1 pseudogene is annotated in these 530 nt (G+C 56.8%); it reads right to left on the reverse strand.

The annotated features are described in order from the left end of the window. Window positions 1-47 precede the first annotated feature (47 nt). Window positions 48-530, reverse strand: a pseudogene (locus QWJ46_RS31115) (IS3-like element ISRel21 family transposase); the annotation flags it as partial.

Raw genomic sequence — 530 nt, forward strand, 5'->3', positions numbered from 1 at the left:
CGCTCCCAAACGTTGGACCACCGGATGCTAGAGTTTTCCGGCTTCATTCAGGGAGGCGGGCTGGTTGCGCCTCCCGAATTCACCAACGAGATCGGCACCTTGTTGCCGATCGCACCATGAGGTCTTTCCTCATTGTAGTATCTACGCCAATCCTCCATCTTTTCGCGGGCATCCGCAAGGGTCAGGAACCAATGCTGGTTCAGGCATTCTGCACGGAAGCGGCCATTGAACGCTTCGATGAAAGCATTATCAGTCGGCTTGCCGGGGCGTGAGAAGTCCAACGTCACACCCTTGGAATAGGCCCACAGGTCCAAGTCGCGCGACACGAACTCGGTCCCTTGGTCGACACGGATCGTTTTCGGATAGCCGGCTTTTTGGCACACCCGTTCAAGGGTTTGCACAACGTCTTCGCCTCTATAGCTATGACGTGGATCAAGCACCGGCACGTAGCGCGAGAAGGTGTCGACCACCGTCAGCACGCGCAGTTTCTTACCCGTTGCGAGTTGGTCGTGAACGAAGTCCATCGCCCA

The organism is Rhizobium sp. CBN3, assembly GCF_030518245.1.
Classification (GTDB): Bacteria; Pseudomonadota; Alphaproteobacteria; order Rhizobiales; family Rhizobiaceae; genus Rhizobium; species Rhizobium aethiopicum_A.